Origin of the sequence: Nocardia sp. NPDC057668, assembly GCF_042799795.1 — a bacterium.
GTDB lineage: Bacteria > Actinomycetota > Actinomycetes > Mycobacteriales > Mycobacteriaceae > Nocardia.
In genome coordinates, this window is the sequence record NZ_JBHVIC010000004.1 from 175,312 (window position 1) to 193,012 (window position 17,701).

General features: G+C 69.2%; 17 protein-coding genes. 10 read left to right on the forward strand and 7 right to left on the reverse strand.

The genetic code is table 11. From position 1 onward, the window contains the following. Positions 1–26: 26 nt before the first annotated feature. A complete protein-coding gene (locus ACFVBH_RS24855) occupies positions 27–860 on the reverse strand; it encodes an SDR family oxidoreductase (RefSeq protein WP_354988694.1) in 834 nt (277 codons plus the stop codon). A gap of 81 nt (positions 861–941) precedes the next feature. Here ACFVBH_RS24855 and ACFVBH_RS24860 point away from each other — a divergent pair, with 81 nt between their 5' ends. Then, positions 942–1,409 carry a cobalamin-dependent protein gene (locus ACFVBH_RS24860; RefSeq protein WP_379004933.1) on the forward strand — a complete coding sequence of 156 codons (468 nt, stop codon included), beginning with the start codon at positions 942–944 and terminating at the stop codon, positions 1,407–1,409. A 23-nt stretch (positions 1,410–1,432) separates the two neighbouring features. Beyond that, positions 1,433–2,389 carry a TIGR03564 family F420-dependent LLM class oxidoreductase gene (locus ACFVBH_RS24865; RefSeq protein ID WP_379004935.1) on the forward strand — a complete coding sequence of 319 codons (957 nt, stop codon included), beginning with the start codon at positions 1,433–1,435 and terminating at the stop codon, positions 2,387–2,389. Between the two features lie 208 nt (positions 2,390–2,597). Here the strand turns inward: ACFVBH_RS24865 and ACFVBH_RS24870 are convergent, their stop codons facing one another. Continuing rightward, positions 2,598–3,605, reverse strand: a complete 1,008-nt coding sequence (locus ACFVBH_RS24870; RefSeq protein ID WP_379004937.1) for a 2Fe-2S iron-sulfur cluster-binding protein — start codon at positions 3,603–3,605, stop codon at positions 2,598–2,600. Positions 3,606–3,681: 76 nt separating this feature from the next. On the opposite strand from ACFVBH_RS24870, the gene ACFVBH_RS24875 reads away from it, so the two are divergent. From ACFVBH_RS24875 to ACFVBH_RS24890, 4 genes are read left to right on the forward strand one after another with little or no spacing between them, the layout of a single operon-like run. Further along, positions 3,682–5,094 (forward strand): class I adenylate-forming enzyme family protein, encoded by a 1,413-nt coding sequence (locus ACFVBH_RS24875; protein ID WP_379004939.1) that lies wholly within the window; start codon positions 3,682–3,684, stop codon positions 5,092–5,094. Then, positions 5,072–5,977 carry an acyl-CoA dehydrogenase family protein gene (locus ACFVBH_RS24880; RefSeq protein ID WP_379004941.1) on the forward strand — a complete coding sequence of 302 codons (906 nt, stop codon included), beginning with the start codon at positions 5,072–5,074 and terminating at the stop codon, positions 5,975–5,977. The genes ACFVBH_RS24875 and ACFVBH_RS24880 overlap by 23 nt, the downstream gene beginning before the upstream one ends. Beyond that, the gene (locus tag ACFVBH_RS24885; RefSeq protein WP_379004943.1) at positions 5,964–7,052 is read left to right on the forward strand and encodes an acyl-CoA dehydrogenase family protein; all 1,089 of its coding nucleotides are present in this window, start codon (positions 5,964–5,966) and stop codon (positions 7,050–7,052) included. The genes ACFVBH_RS24880 and ACFVBH_RS24885 overlap by 14 nt, the downstream gene beginning before the upstream one ends. 1 nt (position 7,053) lies before the next feature. Then, complete coding sequence (locus tag ACFVBH_RS24890; protein ID WP_379004945.1) at positions 7,054–7,821, forward strand: enoyl-CoA hydratase/isomerase family protein; 768 nt, start codon at positions 7,054–7,056, stop codon at positions 7,819–7,821. A gap of 165 nt (positions 7,822–7,986) precedes the next feature. On the opposite strand, the gene ACFVBH_RS24895 is transcribed toward ACFVBH_RS24890, so the two are convergent. Then, positions 7,987–10,077, reverse strand: a complete 2,091-nt coding sequence (locus tag ACFVBH_RS24895; protein WP_379004947.1) for a CocE/NonD family hydrolase — start codon at positions 10,075–10,077, stop codon at positions 7,987–7,989. A gap of 245 nt (positions 10,078–10,322) precedes the next feature. On the opposite strand from ACFVBH_RS24895, the gene ACFVBH_RS24900 reads away from it, so the two are divergent. Beyond that, positions 10,323–11,429 carry an AraC family transcriptional regulator gene (locus ACFVBH_RS24900; protein ID WP_379004949.1) on the forward strand — a complete coding sequence of 369 codons (1,107 nt, stop codon included), beginning with the start codon at positions 10,323–10,325 and terminating at the stop codon, positions 11,427–11,429. A 38-nt stretch (positions 11,430–11,467) separates the two neighbouring features. Here the strand turns inward: ACFVBH_RS24900 and ACFVBH_RS24905 are convergent, their stop codons facing one another. Both ACFVBH_RS24905 and ACFVBH_RS24910 read right to left on the reverse strand, forming a co-directional pair. Continuing rightward, positions 11,468–11,653 carry a hypothetical protein gene (locus tag ACFVBH_RS24905; RefSeq protein ID WP_379004951.1) on the reverse strand — a complete coding sequence of 62 codons (186 nt, stop codon included), beginning with the start codon at positions 11,651–11,653 and terminating at the stop codon, positions 11,468–11,470. A 31-nt stretch (positions 11,654–11,684) separates the two neighbouring features. After that, positions 11,685–12,449 (reverse strand): SDR family NAD(P)-dependent oxidoreductase, encoded by a 765-nt coding sequence (locus ACFVBH_RS24910; protein WP_354988683.1) that lies wholly within the window; start codon positions 12,447–12,449, stop codon positions 11,685–11,687. Between the two features lie 53 nt (positions 12,450–12,502). Between ACFVBH_RS24910 and ACFVBH_RS24915 the strand changes: the two genes are divergently transcribed. The 3 genes from ACFVBH_RS24915 (at position 12,503) to ACFVBH_RS24925 (ending at position 15,988) form a co-directional block, all read left to right on the forward strand. Next, entirely contained in the window at positions 12,503–13,933 is a 1,431-nt protein-coding gene (locus ACFVBH_RS24915) for a class I adenylate-forming enzyme family protein (protein ID WP_379004953.1), read from the forward strand. Next, entirely contained in the window at positions 13,926–15,074 is a 1,149-nt protein-coding gene (locus tag ACFVBH_RS24920) for a thiolase family protein (protein ID WP_379004955.1), read from the forward strand. The genes ACFVBH_RS24915 and ACFVBH_RS24920 overlap by 8 nt, the downstream gene beginning before the upstream one ends. A gap of 137 nt (positions 15,075–15,211) precedes the next feature. Continuing rightward, a complete protein-coding gene (locus ACFVBH_RS24925) occupies positions 15,212–15,988 on the forward strand; it encodes an ArgK/MeaB family GTPase (RefSeq protein ID WP_379004957.1) in 777 nt (258 codons plus the stop codon). Positions 15,989–16,045: 57 nt separating this feature from the next. Here ACFVBH_RS24925 and ACFVBH_RS24930 read toward each other — a convergent pair whose 3' ends face one another. Both ACFVBH_RS24930 and ACFVBH_RS24935 read right to left on the reverse strand, forming a co-directional pair. Next, positions 16,046–16,858, reverse strand: a complete 813-nt coding sequence (locus ACFVBH_RS24930) for an acyl-CoA thioesterase (RefSeq protein WP_379004959.1) — start codon at positions 16,856–16,858, stop codon at positions 16,046–16,048. 43 nt (positions 16,859–16,901) lie between these two features. Beyond that, positions 16,902–17,555 carry a TetR/AcrR family transcriptional regulator gene (locus tag ACFVBH_RS24935; RefSeq protein ID WP_354984427.1) on the reverse strand — a complete coding sequence of 218 codons (654 nt, stop codon included), beginning with the start codon at positions 17,553–17,555 and terminating at the stop codon, positions 16,902–16,904. Positions 17,556–17,701 lie beyond the last annotated feature (146 nt).

A 17,701-nucleotide genomic window follows, 5' to 3' on the forward strand; every position in this document is an offset into this window, starting at 1 on the left:
AGCTGGGGGCAGCGCGGCCCGGTGACTCAGTCGAGAAACAGGTCGAGCTTGGGGTGATCGCCGCCGCCGTAACCGGACAGGTCGTCGGTGGTCGTATAGCGGGTGACGGCGTCGGAGTCGATGAAGCAGTGGCCGGTGATTTGCGGAGCGGGCTGGGTCACAATGGCGACAGCCGCATCGCCCATAATGCGCGGACTTCGCGAACGCGGCAGCAAATTCTCCGAATCCGTCATATGTGCCACCGCCGCGGTGGCGATGAACGTCTCCGGCCACAGGCAGTTGAAAGCCATTCCGGTACCGGCGAATTCGGCCGCCCAGCCCAGTGTGAGCAGCGTCATCCCGTATTTGGACACGGTGTAGGAGGGGTGCGCGCCCAGCCAGCGCGGGTTCATATTGATCGGCGGCGACAGGGTCAGCACGTGTGCGTTCGGTGATTGCCGCAGGTGCGGTAGGCAGGCCCGGGTCAGCAGGAAGGTGCCGCGGATGTTCACATCCTGCATGAGATCGAATCGCTTGGCGGACAACTCATCCGTGGCCTCGGTGGCGATGGCGCTGGCATTGTTCACACACAGGTCCACGCCGCCGAAGCGTTCGACCGCGGTATCGACAGCGCGCCGCACATCCTCTTCCGAGCGCACATCACCGATGACCGCCGCGGCTTTCCCGCCGGCCGCCTCGATCTCGGCGGCGGCGGTGTGCACGGTGCCGCTCAGTTTCGGGTGCGGTTCCCCGGTCTTGGCCAGCAACACCACATTCGCGCCCTGGGCGGCGGCCGCGACGGCGATCGCGAGGCCGATGCCGCGGCTGGCCCCGGAGATCACCATCGTGCGGTCGGTCAGCGGGCGGTCCGGATCGGTCATGACGCTCCTCGCGGCAAGTGAATATGCGTTTCCCTCAGATGGTATTGGCATTCTCATTTTTCGCAAGTAACGTATCCGCTGATGAGCGACCACACGCAGCCGCCGTTCGCCGGCACGCCGGAGCGAGTCGCACCGGCCGACGCGGTCCGGGTCCCCGTACGAATACTGATCGCCAAGCCCGGGCTGGACGGTCACGATCACGGCGCGAAGATCCTGGCCCGCGCGCTGCGCGATGCCGGTTTCGAGGTGGTCTACACCGGTATTCGCCAGCGCGTCGAGGACATCGTGGCGATCGCGCTGCAGGAGGACGTCGCCGTGATCGGCCTGAGCGTGCTGTCCGGGGCACATCTGCCCCTGACCAGCCGGGTGATCACCGGGCTGCGGGCCGCCGATGCCGCGGACATCGCGGTCGTGGTCGGCGGGACGATCCCGGGAGCGGACGTGCCGGAGCTGTTGCGCGCCGGCGCCGCCGCGGTTTTCACCACGGGGACCTCGCCCGCGGCGATGGTCACCGAGATCCGCGGCCTGACCTCGGTCGAAACCGGATGAAAACCACTAACTTTGGAGGAACCGTGCGCATCGGAGTGATGATCGGGCCGGAGAAGGGCGACACCGCCCGCAAGCTCGAACGCATGCTGCGTGATATCGAGTGGGCCGAGTCCGCGGGGCTGGACACCGCGTGGATTCCGCAGATACCCACCGACTTCGACGCCCTGACCGCCATCGCCGCCATGGCCGCGCGATCGTCCCGGATCGAACTGGGTACGGCGGTCGTTCCTTTGCAGGCCCAGCATCCGATCGCCCTGGCCCGCCAGGCGCTGTCGGTGCAGGCGATGGCCGGTGGCCGTCTCACGCTCGGGGTGGGGCCGTCCCATCACTGGATCGTCGGCGACATGCTAGGCCTGCCGTACGACAAGCCCGCCGCGTACACCCGCGACTATCTCGAGGTGCTGAACGCCGCGGTGAGCGGGCCCGGGCCGGTGCGGGTGCGCAATGACTCGTTCGCCGTGGACAATCCGACCGACCTGACGCCGGGCACGCCGCTGCCGGTGCTGGTCGCGGCGCTGGGGCCGGTGATGCTGCGGGTCGCGGGCGAGCGCGCCGACGGCACCATTCTGTGGATGGCCGACGAGCGCGCGATCGCCGGGCACATCGTTCCCAAGATCACCAAGGCGGCGGCCGACGCGGGCAGGCCGGCTCCGCGTGTTGTCGCCGGGATCCCGGTATGCCTGTGTGCGCGTGCGGATATCGACGCGGCCAAGGAGCGGGCGAATCGCATCCTCGGGGAGGCGGAGATCTCGCCGAACTATCAGCGCCTGCTCGAGCGCGGCGAGGCGCGCGACATCGGTGATCTGTGCATAGCCGGTGACGAGGAGACCATCGCCGCGGGCCTGCGCCGCTACGCGGAGGCGGGCGCGACCGATCTGTCGGTGCGCTTGCTGCCGATCGGTGACACCGTCGCGGACTTGATCGCCTCCAAGCAGCTCACCCGGACGGTCATCGCGGACCTCGCCCGCGAACTGCGCTGAGTCGCCGGCGGACGGCCCGGCAGAACCGGATGAGCGGGTTCTGCTCGGGCCTGCGTGACGGGCACGGCCTGCTCGCGCGGGCGTTTCACGCGGAACCGGAAGCTGTTTCGGCACTGCGTGTTTCAAGTCGGGTAGTGCTCGAGGTGCCGCAGGGTCCCCTCTCCCAGGGGACCCTGTGGCACCTGCTGCGCGGCAAGGCCGCTCGGCCTCACTCGTAGTCGACGGTGATCGACTCGGTATCCGGAACGGCCTGACAGGTCAGGACATACCCTTCGGCCAGCTCGCTGTCGGTGAGCGCCTCGTTCTGCCGCAGGGTGGCGTGCCCCGAGGTCACCTTCGCCATGCAGGTGGCGCAGTTGCCCGCTTCGCAGGAGAAGGGCGGCGCCATCCCCGCGCGCCGAGCGCTTTCCAGCAGCGTCTCACCGTCTTTGCGGGGGACCGACTTCTTCTTGCGATTCAAGATGATGGTGACGGTGCCTGTGGGTGGCGCGGCCGGGGGGGTCGGCGCGGCGGCCGCCGCTCGCGGCGCCGGCGTGCCGAAACGCTCGCTGAAGACCGTCCCTCCGTCCGGCACCGCGAGTTCGACCATCTCCATGAAAGGCTCGGGGCCGCAGATGTAATGGTCGGCCAGCACATCCGCGCCGACGAACCCGCGCACGGCGGCCGCGTCCAGGAAGCCGCCCGCCGAATCCAGATGCCGAACCACGTCCAACCGGCCCGGGTACCGGGCGGCCAGCTCGGCGAGCGCGGCCTCGAAGATCATCGATTCGGCGTCGCGATCCGCGCACAGCAGCCGGATGCGGCGCTCGGTGGTGGCCAGCGCGGACTTGGTGAGCGAGAGCAGCGGTGTGATGCCGCTGCCGCCGCTGAACCCCAGCAGCGGAACCTCGGTGTCGCGCAGGCAGAACCGGCCGGCCGCCTGGGCCACCTCGATCTCGTCGCCCTCGGTGAGGTGATCGTGCATCCAGTTCGAGACCGCGCCGCCCGCAACGCGTTTGACGGTCGTGGTGAATTCCGCGTCGGTCTCGGGCGCGCTGGACATGGAGTAGGAGCGGTACAGCGCCCGGCCGTCGATGGTGACCTTGAAGGTGCAGAACTGCCCGGCCCGGTACGGGATCGGCGCGTCGTGCGGTGCGAGCACGAAGGTCCGGGCGTCGACGCTCTCCTTGACGATCCGGGTCACTGTCGCGCGCTGGAACGCGGGTGGTCTCGCCATGAACCCTCACCTCCTGGTATTAAGATTCTATCAATGTGAGAATATGATTCTCCTACACGAGACGGGATCTTCTCAAATGTCATCCGGGGTTGCGGCGGCAGCGCTCGCCTTCGAGGGGCGCGAGTACTCCCGCGCGGAAATCGACGCGCTGGCCACGGGTCTGGCGCTGGAACTGCGAGACGGTGGAATCCGGGCCGGTGATCGAGTGGCGATCATGTCCTCGAACCGGCCCGAATTCGTCCTGGCGGTGCTCGCGCTGTGGCGGATCGGCGCGGCGGCCGTGCTCATCAGCCCGGCCTACAAGCACGACGAGGTCGCGCACGCGCTGGCCGTGACCGGTGCGGTTCGCGGGATCGGCGATCATCCCGTGCTGGCCGGCCTGCTGCCGGTTCGACACCTCGACGACCCGATCGAGCTTGCGGCGCACACCTTTCCGGACCCGGATCCCGCCGCCGACGCCGTCCTGGTGTTCAGCTCCGGCACCACCGGAATGCCCAAGGCGGTCCGGCACACCCACGCCTCCCTGACCACCGCCGTCCGCCAGTGGCGAGACGTGCTGGGGCTCACCGCCACCGACCGCATGCAGATCGCCACCCCGCCCTCGCACATCCTCGGCCTGCTCAATATCGTCACCGCCCTCGAAGCGGGCACGTGGCTCCGACTGCACCGCCGGTTCGACCTCGGCACGGTCCTGACCTGCATTCAGGACGACCGGATCACCGTGGAGATGGCCGTCGCGCCGATCGCGCTGGCCCTGGCCGGGCACCCGGATATCGAACGCTACGACCTGAGTTCGCTGCGCTTCATCATGTGGGGCGCGACGCCGGTGACCGCCGCGGTCGCCGAGACCGTCACCCGCCGCACCGGTGTGGGCTGGCTGCCCGCCTATGGCGCGAGCGAACTGCCGGTCATCGCCTGCAACCCGATCGGCGCGGCCCGCCTGGACAGCGTCGGCAAAGCCGCTCCCGGCGTGACGTTGCGCGTGGTGTCCCTGGAGACCGGGGAATGCCTGCCGGACAAGGAGATCGGTGAGATCCAGTGTCGCTCGGAGTCGGTGATGGCCGGATATCTGCCCGCCGAAGCAACCGCCGGCGCCTTCGCCGACGGCTGGTACCGTACCGGTGACATCGGCTGGATCGACGGCGACGGCTGGCTCCGCATCACCGACCGAGCCAAGGAGATGATCAAGGTGCGCGGCTTCCAGGTCGCCCCCGCCGAGATCGAGGCCGTGCTGCTGGAGCATCCGGCGGTGACCGACTGCGCGGTGTTCGGCGAACCGGACGAGCGCGACGGCGAGGCGATCGTCGCGGCGGTGGTCACCACCGCCGATGTGCCCTCGCCCGACCTGATCGACCTGGTCGGTGCCCGCCTGGCCACCTACAAGCGACCCCGCCGGGTCGTGTACGTGCCCGAAATCCCGCGCCTGCCTTCGGGTAAGGCGCTGCGGCGAGTACTCAAGGAGAACCATGGACGTCCGGCTGACCGATGAACAACGCCAATTGCGCACCGCCGCCGCGCGATTGGCCGACGAACTGGGTCCGGGCAGCGTTGCCGACCTCGACGACGCACAGCGCCGCGCCCGGCTGGACAAGGCGGTGGAGACCAGCGGCTGGCGGGCACTGCGATCGGACGGCGCGTCCGGGATCGAAGTCGCGCTGGTGGCGGAGGAATTCGGCCGCGGCCTGGTCGACGTCGCCTTCCTGGGGCCGGTGCTCGCCGACGACCTGCGCGGGCAATCGGACAGTGACGACTCGCGGTGGACCGTCGCTGTCGAGGACCGGGCGATCGACGCCCGCGGCAGCGATCGGGTGCTGCTCGTCACGGAGGGGGCGCTGCGGGGGGCTCGGACCGGGGAGATCGCGGCCGGCGCGGACCTCACCCGCGATGCCGCCACCGTGTCGAGCGACCCCGAACCCCTCGGCGAGCTGTCTGCCGCGCGGCAAACTCGGTGGCACGCACTGGCCGTCACCGCCACGACGGCCGACCTGCTCGGCACCGCCCGCGGCGCACAGCAACTGGCGGTCGACTACGCCAAAGTCCGGGAACAGTACGGGCACACGATCGGGTCCTATCAGGCGGTCGCCCATCTGCTGGCCGCCAACCAGGCGCTGATCGAAGGGTCGATCAGCGTGCTGCGCTACGCGGCCTGGGCGGTGGACGAGCTGCCCGCCGCCGACGCGTTGCGCGCCGCCCGCGTGGCCAAGCTCTACACCGCCCGGGCCGCGCGGACGGTGTGCGAGACGGCCATTCAGGTGCACGGCGGCATCGGCAACACCTGGGAGTGCCTGGCGCACGTCTATCTGCGCCGCGCGCTCACCTCCATCGAACTGTTCCCCGTCGGCCTGAAGGAGATCGACCATGGACTTTCGTGACTCCCCGCGGGAAGCGGACTTCCGTGCCCGGCTGCGCACCTGGCTCGCCGCGGTGGCGGGCGAGTTCCCGACGGCGGGCGACGACTATTGGGCGCGCCAGGGCGAGTGGCATCGTGCCCTGCACGGCGCGGGCTTCTTCGGCCTGTCCTGGCCCCGCGAATTCGGCGGCCAAGACCTGCCACCGGTCTTCGACGTCATCCTGGACGAGGAACTCGCCATCGCGGGCGCACCGCCCCGGCCGAGCCTGGGCTACCTGGTGCAGGGCCTGGGGCGGCACGGCGACAAGGACATTCAGCGCCGCTTCCTGCCCGGCATGATCGACGGCACCCAGCGCTGGTGCCAGGGTTTCAGCGAGCCGGACGCCGGGTCGGACCTGGCGTCGTTGCGCACCACCGCCGTTCGCGACGGCGATCACTACGTCGTCAACGGCCACAAGGTCTGGACCAGCTATTCCGATGTCGCGGACTGGTGCCTGCTGCTGGCGCGCACCGACACCGAAGTGCCACGGCACAAGGGCATCTCGGCCTTCGTGATCTCCATGCATCAACCCGGTGTGGTGCAGCGGCCGCTGAAGATGATCAACGGCGTCACCCGGGAATTCGGCCAGGTGAGTTTCGACGGCGCCCGGGTGCCCGCGGAGAACCTGATCGGCGCGCCCGGTGACGGCTGGCGCCTGGCCATGACCGTGGTCGGGCACGAGCGCGAGCCTTCGACCCTGGGCTACGCCGCGCGCTACGGAAAACTGGTGCGCCAGTTGCTGGCTCGCGCCGGCGACGAAGTGCCCGAGGACCTGGCGTGGGCGGCGGTGGAAACCGAGATGCTGCGCCTGCACGTGCGCCGCCGACTGTCCGAACAGCTCGACGGTGTCACCCACGGTCCCGACGGATCCCTGGACAAACTGCTCATGACCTGGGTCGATCAGGCCGTCGGTCACGCCGCGCTGGCGGTCGGCGGCACGTCGGACCCCGATCTGCTGTCCGCGTATTTCTACAGTCGCGCGCAGAGCGTGATGGGCGGGACCTCGCAGATCCAGCAGAACATCATCGCCTCTCGCATTCTCGGACTAGGAGTTTGACATGTACGACCTGCCGGAAGAGATCGACGTCCAGGCGGACGGACCCCTTCGCATCATCACCCTCAATCGGCCCGACGCGCTCAATGCCGTCAACGATGAGCTGCACACGGGCCTGGCGCGGCTCTGGACGCACCTCAACGACGACCTGGACGCCCGGGTCGCGGTGCTCACCGGCGCGGGCAAAGCCTTCTCCGCCGGCGGCGATTTCGCGTATCTGGCCGAGCTGGGCCAGAATTCGCGGCTGCGCGCCAAGACCATCGCCCACGGCCGTGACATCGTGCTGGGGATGGCACGCTGCCGGGTGCCGCTGGTGACCGCGGTCAACGGTCCCGCCGTCGGCCTGGGCTGTTCGCTGGTCGCGCTCAGTGACATCGTCTACATGGCCGAGACCGCCTACCTGAAGGATCCGCACGTCCAGGTCGGCCTGGTGGCCGCCGACGGCGGCCCGCTGACCTGGCCCCTGCACACCAGCCTGCTGCTGGCCAAGGAATACGCCCTCACCGGCGCGAAGATTCCCGCCGACCGCGCGCACACCATGGGCCTGGTCAATCATGTTGTCGCCGATCCGGTCTCGGAGGCCCTGGCCTGCGCCAAGCGCATCCTCGAACTCCCGCGCCAGGCCGTGGAATCCACGAAACGGCTGCTCAACCTGCACCTGGAGCGCGCGGTCCTGGCGACGCTCGACTATGCCAACGCCGCCGAGGACCTCTCCTTCCAGACCGAGGACTTCCGCGCCACGATCGCCCGCCTCACCGCGCCGCGCGGCTGAACGCCCCGCCGCTCCCGCGCTCCATCGCGCGAGCGGCGGTCCGGCCCCGGGCGGCTCGGCGCGAACAGCGCCGCCCAGGGTGGATCGCCTTACCATCGTCGAAAGTCACCGCGGCAGCACCGAATCGAGCGCGCGCCGTGCGATTTCTCGCACGGCGCGGCCGCGTCAGTCCGGAATGGCCGCGGTCAGAGCGATATTGACCCAGCTGGGCGCCGCGGGATCCAGCCGCAGGTGCTCGGGCTTCAGACCGGAATCGGCCAGGAACATCAGCGGCGGCAGACCCTTGGGGAAATTGCTCGCGTAGACGTTGACGCGTAGTCGGTGGCCGGGCTGCAACACCGCGTCGATCGGGGTGAGGGCGATGTCCAGGGTGACGGGCTCACCGGGGACGGTGGGCTGACGCCGATCGAGGTCGAGGAAGTACCGCGGGTCGGTGTAGTCGCCGTTGGCGGAGGTCTTGCTCGCCGCGTCGTCGATCTGGCGCAGCGAGGAGACGAGCTGCCCGGTCGCGATCTGGTTGGACGTTCCGTCGGGCGCGACATCGTTGAGCGTCGCCACCCAGTAGCCGTCGGTGGCGTCGTGAACCACGTTGAGGTGCGCGGCGATCGGACCCGACACCGTGGTGGCCTCGGAGACCGGGGCACTGGTGAAGCTCAGTCCGTCGTGCTCCCAGACGCGCGAGTCCTTGCCGCAGGCGTCCACCAGCGCCGTCACGCCCGCGCTGATCCGCGCGACGTCGCGGCCGCAGATGCTCAACAGGCCCGGTGCGACGGTCAGGTCACGCGGCTGGGATTGCAGCGGTTGCTGCGAAAGTCCGCCGTCGTAGACCGAACCCGACGCGGTGCCCGAGGGCACGTCGTTGAGGTACACGCGCCGGTATGTGGCCTCGGTGCGTGGGAACTCCGCAGCGTCGGTCCACCCGCCGCCCTGCTGTTTGACCACGATCGGCGCGTAATCCTCGATGCCGTTGTCGATTCCGCGCAGCCAGTGGTCGAACCAGGCTCGCTGCAACACATCCAGGCGCGGCGGCATACCCGGGTCGCCGAAACCGGCCACGCCGGAGCCGAGGTGGTAACCGTCACCCATGATGAGCTTCTTCTGCTCGGTGGGCAGCGGGATCGAATTGAAGGTGTCGGTCGGGCTGGTGCCGAAGATGTCGAACCAGGCGCCCACCATGAAGGTCGGCACCCGGATGTTGCCGACGTCGGCTTTGAGCCCCTGCCGGAACGGCGAATTCGGATTCATCAGCCCGCGCGTCTGGGGGGTCAGCTGATCGGGGGTCAGGGCCGTATAACCGTTCACGACCATCTCGACCAGCGTCAACGGGTCGGCGATGCGGTCCCGCAGCCACCGCGACTGCTGCGCGAGATCGAACTTTCCGACCGCGAGAGCGGTGATGTCCGGAATCATCTTGAGCGCGTTGACACCCAGCAGCCACGGCACCAGGAAGCCGACGCCGACCGCACCGCCCGGCCCCGCGATGTCGCCGAAGATATCGGCGCTGCCCTCGTAGGCGAAGACGGCCTTCAGCCCCGGCGGCATCCGGTCGGTGGCCTCGAGCGCACTGATCGCGGTGAACGAGATGCCCATGGTGCCGACGTTGCCGTCACTCCAGTCCTGCCGGGTGATCCAGTCGATCACCTCGGCGGCATCCTGCTTCTCGCGATCGCCGAACACCTGCCAGCTGCCCTCGGAGGACCCGGTACCGCGCAAATCGATCTGCACCAGCGTGTATCCGGCCTCCGCGAGCGCCCAATCCTGCAGCGCGGCTTCGATCGCACCGGAATCGGCCTGGCGGGTCAGGTCGAACAGTCCGTCGATCCCGACCCCGGGCAGGTTGATCGAGGCGATCCAGTCCTCGAGCGGCTTCTTGATGCCGAGGTCGTCGGCCGAGCTCAGCAGCGCCTGGCCGATGAGCATCGGAAGCTTGCCGTAGCCCTGCATCTGCAGGATCACCGGTCGCCGGCCGTCGGGTCGCCGGCCGTCGCGCGCCGGATGGATGATGTCGGCCTTGAGCACCGCGCCGTCGCTCATCGTGATCGGCACCGCGAGATCGGGCGCGACGCCGTTGTAGGGCTGCGGACCGTTCAGGGCCGAATTCCACTGTGCTGCCCGGTCTCCGCCGTCGATCGCGGTGAACCCCCCGCCCGGTCCACCGAAAGCCGTCGGCGTCAGGAACGGCACGGTACCCAGCGCCACCGATGCCACCACCATGCCGCGAATCGCGAACGACTTCGTCCGCCTCCCAGCCCTCATCCTGTGTTCCGCCTCTCAGTCGATTCCTGAGCCAGATTGTTGCTACCGACGGGTAGCGACGACTCGTTCCTGGGCGACATCCTTTTACCCCTACGCGACAGTGGTTGTGCCATATGTCGATCTGTCTGCGTGTTCGGGCCGGTGAAACCGCAGGTCGTGGCTGAGACAATCGGCGCGGGTCTTGTCGCGAGGTGCCGTGCTCGATACGCTGCGAAACCAATTCGACATGGTTGGTGGGGTTGCTGATGGCGACGATGGGGCGTGCCGCGACACTGCGCGGATTCCGCGAATTGGTAGACGAACTCGGGGGTGACGGAGTCGCCCTGCTGCGGCGCTTCGGCATCGCACCGGAGGCGGTGGACTCGGACGACGCGGTCGCGACGTCGGAGTCCATGGGCTGGGCGCTGGAGGTCGCCGCGACCGAATTGCATTGTCCCGACTTCGGATTACGACTGGCCGAACGCCAGGATTTCAGTGTGCTCGGTCCGCTCGCGGTCGCCCTGCTCAACGCGCCGACCGTCGGTACGGCGCTGGCCTGCGCCCAGCGCTACCTGCACATCCATCACGCGGGCATCTCGGTCGAGCTGTGCGCCGATCCCGAGCAACAACCCGGCGTGATCTCGTTGAACTACCGTGACATGGCGGAGGTTTCGGCGTTCAGCCAAGGCATAGACCACGGTGCGGGCTTTCTGCATCGCTTCGTCCGGCACGGCCTCGGCGGCGCGTACGGGCTGCGGACCGTGTACCTGCCGCATCCACCCCGCGCGCCCGCCGCGCGCTATGCCGAATTCTTCGGCGCCGACGTGCGATTCGACATGCCGACCACCCTGCTGCGCTTTCCCGCCGAGTTGCTCGCCCGTCCCATGCTCGGCAGTGACCCGATGCTGCACACGCTGGCCATGGACTATCTCGCGCGCAATTTCTCCGAACTCGACCGCACCATGACAGCCCGGGTGCGCCTCGCCATCGACCGCGCCTTTCTCGAATCCACCGCCGACATCGCCACCGTCGCGGCGATGCTGCACACCGGACCGCGCACCTTGCAGCGCGCCCTGTCGGGTGAGGGCACGACGTTCACCGCGGTTCTCGATACGGCTCGCCGGGACGCGACCTACCGACTCCTGCTGGATACGGACCTTCCGCTGAGCCGCATCACGGTTCTGGTAGGTCTACGAGAGCAATCCGCGCTCACGCGCGTGGTCAGGCGCTGGTACGGCCGCACGCCCCAGGAGATCCGGTCGCAAGGCCGCGCCGGAGCCGTCGCGGCCACGCACGCCAACCGCCGGGCGGCCAATGCCCCCGCCGAGAATTCGCACACCGCACTGGCTCGCCTCATCGCACCCCGCGTCTGAGCGGCCGCGGCGATCGCGCGATGGCCGCGCGGAAGTGTTCAACCGCCGAAGTGAGGCTGATCGGCGGGAACGAGATGGGCGGCTTCGGTCAGGCGGTGTTTGGCCTGGCGCTTGCGCGGGCAGAGGGTGGCCGGGCAGGTCAAGTGCTGCTGCATCACGCGGTGGGCGTTGTCCACGGTCATGACCGGGACGGCCCAGTGGTCGGTGGGGGGAAGGTCGTACATCGTCGGTGTCCTTCCGGCGGAGCGGATTCGGCTATTTGGGCGGGAAGCGCAGGGCGGCGTCGAGGCGGATGACCTCGCCGTTGAGGTAGTCGTTCTCGATGATCGAGGTCGCGAGCTTGGCGTATTCCGCCGAGCGGCCCAGGCGCTTGGGGAAGGGAATCTGCGGGCCCCAGTATGCGGCCAACTTGTCCCCGTTCTTGCCATAGGCGGGCGTGTCGATCATTCCCGGTGCGATGGTGACCACCCGGATGCCCAGCGGCGCGAGATCGCGGGCGGCAACCAGGGTCATGCCGACCACGCCGCCCTTGGCCGCGGCGTAGGGGACCTGGCCGACCTGGCCCTCGAACGCGGCGATGGAGGCGGTGTTGATGATGATGCCGCGCTGATCCTCCTCCAGGGGTTCGGATTTCGCGATGGCGGCCGCGGACAGGCGCAGCACGTTGAAGACGGCGGTCAGGTAGAACTCGATGGTGGTGCGGAAACCGTCCAGGCCCAGGGCCGAGCCGTCGCGGCCGACGAGCCGCCCGCCGCTGGCCGGGCCGCCGTGGGTGTCGACCGAGACGCGCAGCGGCGCCAGCGATTGCGCCTCCGCTATGGCGTCCTGGACCGACTGCTCGTCGGTGGCGTCGGTGCGCACGTAGCGCACACCCAGCTCCCGTTCGAGTTCCTTACCCTTCTCGTCCGCGACGTCGGCGACGACCACCTTGGCGCCGGCGGCGTGCAGCCGCCGCACGGTTGCCTCGCCCAGTCCGCCGGTGCCCCCGACGACCAGTGCCGAGCTGCCGTTGATCTGCATGTGGTATTCCTCTCTTGCAACTACCACTCTCCAATTGTGAGAATAATGTTCTCATGAACATCGGCATGATCCTAGACATGGCCGCGGCGGGCGGCGATCACCCCGTCATCACCTCGGGCGAGCGCTCCCTCACGGCTCCCGAGTTACTCGAGCTCGCGCGCCGCGCCGCGACCCGGCTGCGGAGCTACCCGGCGGTGCTGTACCTCGGCACGAGCCATCCGGCCTATCCGGTCGTGCTGTTCGGGGCCGCCGCGGCGGGAATTCCCTTCGTGCCCTTGAACTATCGACTCGGCGCCGAACAGCTCGCCGCGCTGCGCGACCGGCACCCGGGTGCACTGGTCCTGGAACAGGACGACCTGGACCCCTTCCTGGCCGCGATCGCGGACGAAGCGCCCGCCGAGCAGGACGCCGCGGCCGACGAGGACGCCGTCGCCGCGATCATCTACACCAGCGGCACCACCTCGGCCCCCAAGGCCGCGCTGCTGCGCCACCGGCACCTGACCGCGTATCTGATCAACACCGTCGAGTACGGCGCGGGCATCGGGCAATCGACGCTGGTCTCGGTGCCGCCCTATCACATCGCGGGACTGACGAACCTGCTGTCGAACCTCTACTCGGGCCGCCGCGTGGTCTACCTCCCCGCCTTCGACCCCGAGCGCTGGCTGGAAACCGTTCGCCGCGAAGGCGTTACGCACGCCATGCTGGTGCCGACCATGCTCGCCCGCATCGTCGCGACCGTCGAGGGCGACGATGCGCGGACCCCGACCCTGGTCAGCCTCGCCTACGGCGGATCCCGCACCCCGCGACCGGTGCTGGAAAGAGCCCTGCGGGTATTCGGCTCCACCGGATTCGTGAACGCCTACGGGCTCACCGAAACCGCGTCCTCCGTCGCGCTCCTCGGCCCCGACGACCACCGCACTGCCGCCGCCTCCAGCGACCCCGCGGTGCGCGACCGGCTCGGTTCGGTCGGCCGCCCGCTACCCGGCATCGAGTTCGAGATCCGCAGCGAGGCAGGCGAACCCGTGCCCCAGGGCGACACCGGTCTGGTCTTCGTCCGCGGGGAACAGATCTCCGGCGAATACGGCGACCGCAGCGTGCTCGACGACCGGGGCTGGTTCCCCACCCGCGACCTGGGCCGGCTGGACGCCGAAGGCTACCTGTTCATCGAGGGCCGTGCCGATGACACCATCATCCGCGGCGGCGAGAACATCGCACCGGCCGAGATCGAGGACGTACTGCTGGAATTCCCCGGCATCTCCGAGGCCGCGGTGATCGGCGTCCCCGATCCCGAATGGGGCCAGCGCCTGGTCGCGGTGGTGGTCGGCGCCGGCGATCCCGAACAGATCCGGGACTGGGTCAAACAGCGCCTGCGCTCGTCCAAGACCCCCGACGCCATCGTCTTCCGCCCCGAACTGCCCAAGACCGATACCGGAAAACTGTTGCGCCGCACGCTCGTCGCCGAAATGGAGTCCTCCAATGCCTGACGCAGTCATCGTCTCCGCGCTCCGCACCGCCATCGGGACCGCCCGCAAGGGCACCCTGCGCGACACCAATGCCTTCGACCTGGCTCGGCACGTGGTGAGTGCCGCCTCGGACGGACTCGGCGGCGAATACCGCGTCGACGACGTCATTCTCGGCGAGGGCCGCTACGGCGGCGGCGTGCTGGCCCGGCACGCCGCGGTCACGGCGGGGCTCACCGGCGCACCGGGCCTGGCCCAGAACCGGCACTGCGCGGCCGGTATGTCCGCGGTGCAGACCGCGGCCGCGAACATCCGCGCGGGCATGTCGGACCTGATCATCGCCGGTGGCGTGAACTCCGACTCCACCGCGCCGCGCGCCCGCTTCAAGGTGGGTGCGGACGAGTGGATCGATCCGTGGGTCTCGCCCAGCCATCCCGATCGCCCGGAAGCGCCGTGCATGGACATGTCCATCACGGTCGGCTGGAATACCGCGGTGCGCGTGGGCATCTCGCGCACCGAACAGGACGAGTGGGCGCTGCGCTCGCATCGCAACGCCATCGCCGCGATCGACGAGGGCCGCTTCAAGGAGGAGATCGTCCCGATCGAGACTCCGCACGGAGTCTTCGACACCGACGAGCACCCGCGCCGCGACACGACCCTCGAACGCCTGGCCGCCCTCAAGCCGCTGCACCCGGAAATCGACGGCTTCTCCATCACCGCGGGCAACGCCAGCGGCGCGAACGACGGCGCGGCGGCCCTGGTCGTGGCCAGTTCCGAGCTGGGCCTGCCCGCGCTGGGCGTGATCCGCAGTTGGGTGTCGGTCGGCGTCGATCCCGCCGAGACGGGCCTGGCCCCGATCGAGGCCATCACGCGCGCCGCCGACAAGGCCCGCATCTCGCTCGCCGAGGTGTCGCTGTTCGAGATCAACGAGGCGTTCGCCTCGGTCCCGGTCGCCACCGTGCGCGCACTGAACCTGGACCCTGATCGCGTCAACTACAGCGGCAGCGGATGTTCGCTCGGGCATCCGGTGGCGGCCAGCGGCGCGCGCATGATCGTCACGATGGTGCACGAGTTGCGCAGGCGCGGTGGTGGATACGGCATCGTCGCGATGTGCGCGGGCGGCGGCATGGGCTCGGCCACCGTGCTCGAGGTGCCGGCGCCCTGAACGACTCGGCGGGGCTCGATCGATCGAGCCACACTCGGTTGCGTGATCGCGCAACCGGAACGCGGACCTCGCTGTCCACGCCGGGAAGCTGCCGAGTCGCACACCGTGCCGGGTCACCGGCCGAGGAGAGGCCCGAGATGCACAGCGCCGATGGGATGCCCGCGACCCTCGCACATCCGGTGGACCCGGAGATCGCCGAGTTGCTGGCGCACGCGCGGACCGGCTCGGTGCGCGCGGTGGGTCGCCTCCTGTCACTGGCGGAGGGACCGCGTTGCGCCGACGTCTGTGCCGCCCTCACTTCCGCCGCGGCACGGGTGATCGGGGTGACGGGGCCGCCCGGCACCGGAAAGTCCACCGCCATAGCGGGTTTGGCCGCCGCCTATCGGTCACGCGGCCTTCGGGTCGCGGTGCTCGCGGTCGACCCCACCTCCCCGTTCAGCGGCGGCGCGCTGCTCGGCGACCGGATCCGGATGGCCGAACACGTGGACGATCCCGAGGTGTTGATCCGGTCCCTCGCCACCCGCGGGCACACCGGTGGACTCTCGGCCGCCGTGCCGGTGGCGGTCCGGCTGCTGGCCGCACTGTCCTATGACGTGGTGTTCCTCGAATCGGTGGGCGTCGGTCCGTGCGAGCTCGAGATCGCCGCGGTCGCCGATCTCGTGGTGGTCCTGCTCGATCCAGGGGCCGGGGACGCGGTGCAGGCCGCCAAGGCCGGGCTGCTCGAGATCGCGGATGTGCTGGTGGTCAACAAGGCCGATCGCGAGGGCGCCGAGCAGACCACGCGCGACCTGCACGCCGAATCCGGGGTTCCCGTGCTGACCTTGATCGCCGCCCGCGGTGACGGCATCGACGAATTGGTCGAGGTCATCGACAGGCGGCTCTCGGCGTACCCGCCGCCCCGTGAGCCGGCGTAGGCGCGTGCACCGCGCCCGCGTTCGAGGCGGGTGCGGCTTCGCGCCGGCGTCGAGCGGTTACGCGGGCAGGCGAACCATCGCCTCCTGCGCGTACGAGGCGACCAGGCTCCCCGACTCGGTGAGGATGTCGCCCCGGCCGAAGCAGCGCCCGTGCGCGAGCAGCGGGCTGTGCTGACGCAGCAGCAGCCAGTCGTCGGTGCGGAACGGGCGATGGAACCACAGGGTGTGCGAGGTGACCGCGGACAGGAAGGCGGTGCCGTTGCCGCGCTGGTCGAACCCGGCCACCGGCAGCAGCGCGGTGCCGATCAGGGTGAGGTCGGTGGCATAGGCGGCGATCGCCTGCGACAGCGCGGGTTCCACGACCGGGGTGCGCATCCACAGCTCGTAGTCCGGGGCGCGTGCGGCGGGATCGTTCAGATCGGTGAGCGAGCGCACCTCCCAGGGCAGCAGATCCATGCCGTCGATCTTGTGCTCGGCGGAGGGGAGCGCGGGAATCGGTGCGACACTGTGGAAGTCGGGGCCGTCCTCCGCGCTGTGCAGGGAGATGGAGGCGGTCGCGATGATCTTGCCCGCCTGCTCGGCCGTGGCGGTGACGGTCGCGAAGGTGCGCCCGGCGTGCGCGCGCTCGAGCCGGTAGCGCACGGGCTCGTCGGCGCGACCCTCGCGTGGGAACACCACGTGCAGCGACTTGACCGTCTTGTCGGGAAAACTCAGCGCTGCGGCGCGGGTGAACTGGCCCAGCAACTGGCCGCCGAACACCCGGTGATAGTCCAGCTTCTGATTGCGCCCCTCGAAGACGGTGGTGTCTGCGAGGGGCGGTTGCTCGTCCAGGTTCAGACAGGCGACGAGATCGGTCCACAGCTCGGTCATGCCCCGAGTCTAAGTAAAGTTCTCCTGAATGAGAACAGCGTTCTCAGGCGCGGGTGAAACCGTGCGCGCAGAAGTTCCAGACCTCGGTGGCGGTGATCGGGTTCGGGGTCTCCTCGTCGATCGCCCCGGAGGACTGCGCGGTGAACATGACCGTCTGCATCACCATCGCCGACAGTCGGCGTGGGTTCGCGTCCGCCGGCAACTGCCCGGCCGCGGCGGCCTGTTCCATCAACTCGGTGAACAGGGTCAGCAGCGGCGCGTGCGCCACCTTCACCTGACTCGGATGCGAAAGCAGCAGCTGCGGTGCGAAATCGGTGAACAGCGGGCGCTGTGCGGACGGATCGGGCCGGCACAGTTCGAAGAGCAGTTCGACCGAGATCTGCAACTTGTCCAGGGGATCGGTCTGCCCGTCGGCGGCGGCGCGCAGCTGCTCGGCGGTCCGGCTCAGCGCGTCCTCGAACAGGGCGAGCAGCAGCTCGTGCTTACCGTCGAACTGCAGGTAGAAGCTGCGCAGCGACTGCCGGGAGCGGTCGACGACCTCCTGGACGGTGAAGTCGGTCGATCCCTTCTCGGTGATGATGGCCTGCGCGGCGTCCAGGAAACGCTGAACGCGTTCCTCGGCTCGCACTTTGGCGGCGCGCAGCGAGCGCTCGACAGCGCGCTGCTTCCAGGCTGGCTCTTCGCTCGGGCTGGTCACGGCCGCATCGGTCCTCGGTTGTAGGGGGAGAACATGAATGCACTGTACCGGAGAACGTCGTATTCCTGGACTCTAGGGTCGGCGCGCCTTCCATCGTCGCGAAGGATGACTTTCATTCTAGGAGAATGATATTCTCGCTTGCGTTA

Excerpts from the sequence above, each read along its gene's own strand:
- ACFVBH_RS24875 (WP_379004939.1), top strand. The coding sequence starts at position 3,682 with ATGTCATCCGGGGTTGCGGCGGCAGCGCTCGCCTTCGAGGGGCGCGAG.
- ACFVBH_RS24870 (WP_379004937.1), bottom strand. The coding sequence starts at position 3,605 with ATGGCGAGACCACCCGCGTTCCAGCGCGCGACAGTGACCCGGATCGTC.
- ACFVBH_RS24910 (WP_354988683.1), bottom strand. The coding sequence starts at position 12,449 with ATGCAGATCAACGGCAGCTCGGCACTGGTCGTCGGGGGCACCGGCGGA.
- ACFVBH_RS24900 (WP_379004949.1), top strand. The coding sequence starts at position 10,323 with ATGGCGACGATGGGGCGTGCCGCGACACTGCGCGGATTCCGCGAATTG.
- ACFVBH_RS24860 (WP_379004933.1), top strand. The coding sequence starts at position 942 with ATGAGCGACCACACGCAGCCGCCGTTCGCCGGCACGCCGGAGCGAGTC.
- ACFVBH_RS24885 (WP_379004943.1), top strand. The coding sequence starts at position 5,964 with ATGGACTTTCGTGACTCCCCGCGGGAAGCGGACTTCCGTGCCCGGCTG.
- ACFVBH_RS24915 (WP_379004953.1), top strand. The coding sequence starts at position 12,503 with ATGAACATCGGCATGATCCTAGACATGGCCGCGGCGGGCGGCGATCAC.
- ACFVBH_RS24925 (WP_379004957.1), top strand. The coding sequence starts at position 15,212 with ATGCACAGCGCCGATGGGATGCCCGCGACCCTCGCACATCCGGTGGAC.
- ACFVBH_RS24905 (WP_379004951.1), bottom strand. The coding sequence starts at position 11,653 with ATGTACGACCTTCCCCCCACCGACCACTGGGCCGTCCCGGTCATGACC.
- ACFVBH_RS24855 (WP_354988694.1), bottom strand. The coding sequence starts at position 860 with ATGACCGATCCGGACCGCCCGCTGACCGACCGCACGATGGTGATCTCC.
- ACFVBH_RS24930 (WP_379004959.1), bottom strand. The coding sequence starts at position 16,858 with ATGACCGAGCTGTGGACCGATCTCGTCGCCTGTCTGAACCTGGACGAG.
- ACFVBH_RS24895 (WP_379004947.1), bottom strand. The coding sequence starts at position 10,077 with ATGAGGGCTGGGAGGCGGACGAAGTCGTTCGCGATTCGCGGCATGGTG.
- ACFVBH_RS24890 (WP_379004945.1), top strand. The coding sequence starts at position 7,054 with ATGTACGACCTGCCGGAAGAGATCGACGTCCAGGCGGACGGACCCCTT.
- ACFVBH_RS24880 (WP_379004941.1), top strand. The coding sequence starts at position 5,072 with ATGGACGTCCGGCTGACCGATGAACAACGCCAATTGCGCACCGCCGCC.
- ACFVBH_RS24920 (WP_379004955.1), top strand. The coding sequence starts at position 13,926 with ATGCCTGACGCAGTCATCGTCTCCGCGCTCCGCACCGCCATCGGGACC.